Origin of the sequence: Oceaniglobus roseus (assembly GCF_002869745.1) — a bacterium.
Taxonomy (GTDB): Bacteria; Pseudomonadota; Alphaproteobacteria; order Rhodobacterales; family Rhodobacteraceae; genus Oceaniglobus; species Oceaniglobus roseus.
On record NZ_PNOS01000004.1, the window covers coordinates 134,925 to 141,943 of the forward strand.

6 protein-coding genes are annotated in these 7,019 nt (G+C 68.8%); all 6 read left to right on the forward strand.

The annotated features are described in order from the left end of the window. The first annotated feature begins 6 nt into the window (after positions 1–6). Positions 7–3,216 carry a flotillin family protein gene (locus A7B20_RS03855; protein ID WP_102107232.1) on the forward strand — a complete coding sequence of 1,070 codons (3,210 nt, stop codon included), beginning with the start codon at positions 7–9 and terminating at the stop codon, positions 3,214–3,216. Then, complete coding sequence (locus tag A7B20_RS03860) at positions 3,217–3,654, forward strand: SRPBCC family protein (protein WP_102107233.1); 438 nt, start codon at positions 3,217–3,219, stop codon at positions 3,652–3,654. 1 nt (position 3,655) lies between these two features. Then, on the forward strand, positions 3,656–4,102 hold the full coding sequence (locus A7B20_RS03865) for an SRPBCC family protein (protein WP_102107234.1): 447 nt from the start codon (positions 3,656–3,658) through the stop codon (positions 4,100–4,102). Next, complete coding sequence (locus A7B20_RS03870) at positions 4,099–4,896, forward strand: FAD binding domain-containing protein (protein ID WP_102107235.1); 798 nt, start codon at positions 4,099–4,101, stop codon at positions 4,894–4,896. Before A7B20_RS03865 ends, A7B20_RS03870 begins: the two co-directional genes overlap by 4 nt. Continuing rightward, positions 4,896–5,378 carry a (2Fe-2S)-binding protein gene (locus tag A7B20_RS03875; RefSeq protein WP_102107236.1) on the forward strand — a complete coding sequence of 161 codons (483 nt, stop codon included), beginning with the start codon at positions 4,896–4,898 and terminating at the stop codon, positions 5,376–5,378. The genes A7B20_RS03870 and A7B20_RS03875 overlap by 1 nt, the downstream gene beginning before the upstream one ends. Further along, positions 5,375–7,019 (forward strand): xanthine dehydrogenase family protein molybdopterin-binding subunit (locus A7B20_RS03880; protein ID WP_102107237.1); only part of this gene is annotated, 1,645 nt, incomplete at its 3' end. The genes A7B20_RS03875 and A7B20_RS03880, both read left to right, overlap by 4 nt.

Genomic DNA, 7,019 nt, shown 5'->3' on the forward strand with positions numbered 1-7,019 from the left:
GAACACGTGACCGGAGAAATGATAGGACAGCTGATCCTGTGGCTGATCATGGCGGTGATCGTCATCTTCATCCTCTACTGGGTGATGAACTGGCTTTATCGCCGCTCGACCAAGGAAATCGCCTTCGTGCGCACGGGGTTCCTGGGCGAGAAGGTGGTGATCGACGGCGGCGCCTTCGTCTGGCCGATCATCCACGACATCACGCCGGTCAACATGAACTCGCTCGACCTGAACGTGACCCGCGAGAAGGACCGCGCGCTGATCACCAGGGACCGGATGCGCGTGGACATCGAGGCGTCGTTCTACGTCCGGGTAAAGCAGACGAAGGAGGCCGTGACCCTCGCCGCCTCCACCCTCGGCCGCCGCACGCTGGAACCCGAGCGGATCCACCAGCTGCTCTCGGGCAAGTTCGTCTCGGCCCTGCGCGCCGTCGCCTCCGAGATGACCATGGAGGAGCTGCACGAGCAGCGCGGCGACTACGTCCGCCGGGTGCTGGCCTACGCGCAGGAGGGGCTCGACAAGAACGGGCTGGAGCTGGAGTCGGTCGCGATCCTCGACATCGACCAGACCGACATCGAATACTTCAATCCCTCCAACCGCTTCGACGCCGAAGGTCTGACGAGCGTCATCGAGGCCATCGAGGCGCGCCGCAAGCTCCGGAACGACATCGAACAGGACACGATGATCCAGATCCGCACCCGCAACCTGGAAGCCGAGCGCCAGTCGCTCGACATCGAGCGGGAGAGCGAGAGCGCGCGGCTGGAGCAGGAGCGCGAGATCGAGTTCCGCCGCGCGCAGCAGCGCGCCGAACTGGCCCGCGAACGCTCGGACCGCGAGCGCGAGGGCGAGGAGGCGACGCTGATAAGCCGCGAGGCCATCGAACGCGCCCGCATCCTGAACGAGGAGCAGATCGCCGAGGCCCGCATCGCCTCCGAGCGCAAGATCCGCCAGCAGGAGATCGAGCGCCAGCGGGTGATCGACGAGGCCGAGATCTCGACCCGCGAGGTGGTGGAGAAGGCGCGCATCCTGCAGGAGCGCACTCTCACCGAGGCGCGCATCACCAACACCCGCGACACCGACGCCGCCGAAATCTCGGCCCGCGAGGCCATCGAGAAGGCGCGCATCGCCCAGGAACGCGCCCTGACCGAGGCGCGGATCGAGAAGGACCTGACGACGCAGAGCCGCGAGATCGAGAGGAAGCGCACCATCGACGAGGCCGACATCTCGGCCCGCGAGGTGATCGAGAAGGCGAAGATCGCCCAGGAACGCGAGATCACCGAGGCCCGCATCGCGCTGGAGCGGAACACGCGGGAAAAGGAGATCGCCCGCAACCTCGCCATCGAGGAAGCCGAGATCGCCTCGCGCGAAGCCTCGGAGAAGCTGCGGATCGCGCAGGAGCGCACCGTCAGCGCCGAGCGCATAAGCTCGGACAAGGAGACGAGGACGTTGGAGATCGAGCGGCGGAAGGCTCTGGAGGAAGCGGAAATCGCCTCCGAGCAGGCCATTGAGGCCGCCCGCATCGCCCGCGAGAAGATGCTCGCCGCCGAGCGCATCGCCAGCCAGCAGGCCACCCGGGCGCTGGAGATCGAGCAGCGCCGCGCGCTTGACCATGCCGAGATCGAGGCGACCGAGGCCACCAGCGCCGAGCGCATCGCGCAGGAAGAGCGGATCAGGAACCTCGAAATCGCGAGGAACCGCGCCATCGACGAGGCCGAGATCGCCAGCCGCGAGGCCGTCGAGAAGGCCCGCATCGCGACCGAGGCCCGCACCGCCGTCGAGCGGATCGAGAACGAGGAGAAGACGAAGGAGCGCGACGTCGCCCGCGAACAGGCCCTCGCCTTCGCCGAGACGGCCAAGCAGGAGGCCGTCGAGGCCAAGCGCATCGCCAAGGAGAAGAAGCTCGCCGCCGAGCGCATCGCCTACGAGCAGGACATGCGCGAGCGCGAGATCGCGCGGAACCGCGCCGTCGAGGTCGCCGAGGCAAGCGCGCAGGAGCAGGTCAACGCCGCCCGCATCACGGAAGAGGCCCGCACCCGCGCCGCCGAGATCGCGCGGGATGCCGAGATCAGAAGCCGCGAGATCGAGAAGCAGGAGGCCATCGAGGCCGCCGAAATCTCGTCCCGTCGCCTGATCGAGGGCCAGCGGATCGAGAAGGAGGCGGAAACCACGGTCGAGAAGATCGCCCGCGACCGCCGCATCCGCGACCTGGAAATCGAGCGCAACCGCGCCATCGACGCCGCCCAGATCGCCGCCGACCAGGCCATCGAGGCCGCCCGCGTCGCCAAGGCCAAGACGGTGGATGCCGAGAAGATCGGCGCCGAACAGGAGCTGGAAGCCCGCCGCCTCGAACGCAGGAAGGCGCTGGAGCAGCTTGAAATCGCCCGCGTGCAGGCCCTGAACGAGGCCGAGATCGCGAGCCAGGAAGAGATCGAGCGCGCCCGCATCGCCTCGGAACGCGGTCTCGACGACGCCCGCATCGGCCACCAGACCGAACGCCGCCGTCTGGAGATCCAGCGCGAGCGGGCCGTGGAGGAGGCGACGATGGAGAAGGCCATCGCGCTCTACCAGAAGTCGCTCGACCAGTCCGCCGCGGCCATCGAGGCCGAGAACGCCCGCGCCCGCGCCGTGGAGGCCGCCGAGAAGGTCAAGACCGTCGGCGAGCGGGAGGAGGCCAGCCGCCGCAAGGTCGTGGGCGTGACCGCGGCCGAACTGGAGGCCGAGAAGACGCGCATCAAGGCCGAGGCCGACAAGATCCGCAGCGCGGTCGAGGCCGAGGCACAGAAGCTGATCAACGAGGCCGAGAACGTCCTGACCGACGGCGCCCGCACCTCGCTGTTCAAGCGCAAGATGCTGGAGCATGTCGAGGGCATCGTCTCGGCGAGCGTCAAGCCGCTGGAGAAGATCAACGACATCCGCATCATGCAGCTCGGCGGTTCGGGCACCCAAGGCTTGAACTGGGCCGATGGCGCGCCCAATGGCGGCGGTGGAGGCGGGGGCGGCGGCTCCAGCCCCACGGACGAGGTGATGAACTCGGCGCTGCGCTACCGCGTGCAGGCCCCCATGGTCGACAGCCTGCTGAGCGACATCGGACTGGACGGGAGCAACATCGCCAAGTCCGACATCTTCAGGAACGCCTCCGACATGTCCCGCGCCGCCTCGGAAGCGGCCCGCATGAAACCCAGGCCCTCGGGCGACAAGCCGGTGGAGAAGTCCTGAATGGCCCGCGTCTTCATCAGCTCCGTGATCCCCGCCGAGGCCGCGAAGGTCTGGGAAAGGGTGCGCGATTTCAACGGGATGCCGAAGTGGCATCCGCGCATCCGCGACAGCCGGATCGAGGATGCGCTGCCTTCCGACAAGGTCGGCTGCATCCGCAACTTCCACCTGCAGAACGGCGACACGATCCGCGAAAAGCTCCTCGGATTAAGCGATTACGACATGTTCTGCACCTACGCGATCCTCGAAAGCCCGATGCCGCTGACCGACTATATCGCTACGCTCAGGCTCACCCCCGTGACGGACGGCAACCGCACCTTCGCCGAATGGTCGGCGGAGTTCGAATGCGATCCGAAGGACGAGAGCGATCTGGTCTCGGGCATCGGCGGCAACGTCTTCCAGGCGGGCTTCGACGCGCTGAAGCGGCATTTCGGCGGCTGACATGGTGAAACTGAACTACAGCACGGTCATGGAGGCGCCCATCGAGGCGGTCTGGGACGTGCTGCGCGACTTCAACGGCCACGACCGCTGGCACCCCGCCGTCGCCGCCTCGACCATCGAGCGGGGCCGGGCGAGCGACGAGGTGGGCTGCGTGAGGAACTTCCGCCTCGCCGACGGCTCGCAATTGCGCGAGCTGCTGCTGACCCTCTCGGACGCCGAGACGACCTTCAGCTACTGCCTGCTCGACACGCCGATCCCGCTGCTGAACTACGTCGCCCATGTCCGGCTGATCCCGGTCACGGACGTCGATCACACCTTCTGGCACTGGACCTGCCGCTTCGACACGCCGAAGGGGCGCGAGAAGGAGCTGGCCGAGACGGTGGGCACCAACATCTACCAGGCGGGGTTCGATGCCGTCCGCGCCCACATGGGACTGGAGGGCGCATGAGCCTGACCGTGAACACCGTCGCCACCCTGCGCGACGCCGCCTATGCGCTGAACGACCGCGCCCGCTACCTCGGGGGTGGAACGCTGCTGATGCGGGCCGTGAACTACGGCGATCAGGCCTTTGACACCATTGTCAGGTCCCGCGAGACCGACCGGACGATCCGCAGCGAAGGGCAGGGGATCCGCATCGGCGCCGGGGCGACCATGACCGACCTGCTCGCGTCCCGCGATGCCGAGGCGCTGCACCCCGTCGCCCGCGTCATCGGCGGCCCGGCGGTCAGGAACATGGCCACGGTCGGCGGCAACCTCTTCGCAGCACCACCCTACGGCGACCTCGCCACCGCCTTCCTCGCCCTCGACGCCACGGTGCAGATGGCCGACGGACAGTCCATGCCGATGGAAAGCTTCCTGTCGGCCCGCGCCCGCAGCCGCGGCCTCGTCGCCGCGGTCATGGTCCCTCGCACCGGCCCGCAGGAGTTCCGCTTCGCAAAGGTCACGCGGATCAAGCCCAAGGGCGTGTCGATGATGTCCATCGCCGCGCGGCTTCCGGGCGCGGGCGGCAGCCTCGGCGACGTGCGCCTCGCTTTCGGCACCATGGGGCCGATGCCGCTGCGCGCGAAGGCCGCCGAACAGGCGCTCCGGGGCCGCAGCCTGACCGAGGACGGCATCCGGGAAGCCTTGCGGGTCTGCTGCGACGGCCTCCAGCCCGGAACGGACGAACTGGCGAGCGAGTGGTACCGCCGCGAGGTCGCGCCGGTGCACCTGAAACGCCTGCTGCTCGGAAGGGGACGATGATGCCGAAGACACCGCTGAGCTTCACCCTGAACGGCTCCGAGACCGCGCTGTTCGTCGATCCGGGCGCGAACCTGCTCGACACCCTCCGCCGGGGCGCGGGCGACCTCACGCCGAAGCTCGGCTGCGCGCAAGGAACATGCGGCGCCTGCACCGTCCTGATCGACGGGGAGCCGCACCTGTCGTGCCTGACCCTCGCGGAAACCGTCGAGGGCAGGGACATCGCCACCACGGGCGGCCTCGCCGACGGCCCCGACCTCCACCCGCTGCAACAGGCGTTCATGGAGGGCTTCGCGGCCCAGTGCGGCTTCTGCACGGCCGGCATGCTGATGGCCGCCAAGGCCCTGCTCGACCGCCGCCCGAACCCCAGCCGCGACGAGGTGATCGAGGCCATCGGCGGCAACCTCTGCCGCTGCACCGGCTACGAGCCCATCGTCGACGCCATCCTGACCGCCGCCGCCCGCATGCAAGGACGCTCCGCATGACCACCGTCGAATTCCGCAAGGACCTCTTCGCCGACGAGCGCGACGACACGCTGAACGAGATCGGCAAGCCGACGATCCGCCAGGACATCCTCGGCCACGTCACGGGGCGCACGAAATACTTCGACGACCACCTGTTCGACGGGCTTCTCCACATGCGCGCCGTCCGGTCGCCCCATCACCACGCCCGCATCCGTTCGCTCGACACCTCGCGCGCCGAACGGATGCCCGGCGTGCGCCGCGTGGTGACGGCGAAGGACGTGCCGCACAACATCAACACGCTGCTTTCGCTCATCAATTTCGGCCGCGACGACGAACCGCTCTGCGCCCAGGACAAGGTCCGCTACAGGGGCGAAACCGTCGCCTGGATCATCGCCGACACCGAGCGTCAGGCGCGGGACGCCGTGGCGCAGGTCCGTGTGGATTACGAGGTGCTGCCCCACGTCCTCGATCCCGAGGAGGCGCTGAAGCCCGACGCGCCCGTGGTCAACGAGATCTACCCGAACAACACCTTCGACTACCACGAACGCTACGACCACCAGAAGCTGCGCTTCGGCGACGTGAACGCGGCCTTCCAGCGGGCCGACCACGTGATCGAGGCCGAGTACCAGATGTCGCCCATCGAACAGGCCCCGATCGAGACCTGCGGCGCCATCGCCGCGCCCGAGCAGAACGGCCGCTTCCTCTGCCACACCAACACGCAGGCGCTGTTCTTCTCGCTCGGCACCACGGCGAAGCTGCTGGAGATCCCGTCCTCGCGCCTCCACTTCATCGGCGGCACCGCCGGGGGCGGCTTCGGCGGCAAGGTGGATTCAATCGTCGAACCCACCGCCATCCTCGGCGCCATGCTGACCGGGCGCCCGGTGAAGTTCGCCTGGGACCGCGAGGAAGAGATGCAGGTCGGCGCGCCCAGGGGCGGCGAGCGGTGGCGGATCAAGGACGGCGTGACCCGCGATGGACGGATCATCGCCCGCGAGTTCTCGGGCTTCTTCGACAGCGGCGCCTACATGCGCCTGTCTCCCTACGCCATCGTCAAGTCCGTCGGCCACCTGCCGGGGCCCTATTTCATCCCGAACGTCGCCGCCAACGTCTTCTGCTGCGTGACGAACCGCACCCCCGCCACGGCCATGCGCGGCTTCGGCATCACCGCCGTCGACTTCGCCATCGAGTGCCACATGGACCGGGTGGCCGAGGCGGTGGGGATGAACCCCATCGACCTTCGGATCCTCAACGCCTACCGCGACGGCGACATGAAGGCGCATCGCAGGAAGGCCAAGAACGCCGCGCTGATCGAGTGCTGCCAGGTGGTGGCGGACAAGGCCGGCTGGACGATCTCGCCCGACTCCCGCGCCCAGTCCTCCACCACCGGCGGCGGCACGGCCGAGCGCCTGGCGATCCCCGAGACCGTCACCGACCAGGAGGGGCGGATCGGCGAGCGGCGGGCAGGGCGCGTGCCCTCGACGGCGCCCGCGAAGCAGGGCACGGGCCGTGTCCCCGCGGGGACGGGGGGACAGTCCATCGGCGGCGTCGCGCCGCAGAACCCCGACATGAACATCGAACCGGGCCGCATCGGTCACCGCACTGGCGCGCCGCAAGCCGCGCCGCACCCGGCCCCCGCCCGCGCCCCCGCGCCGCCCTCGGCCC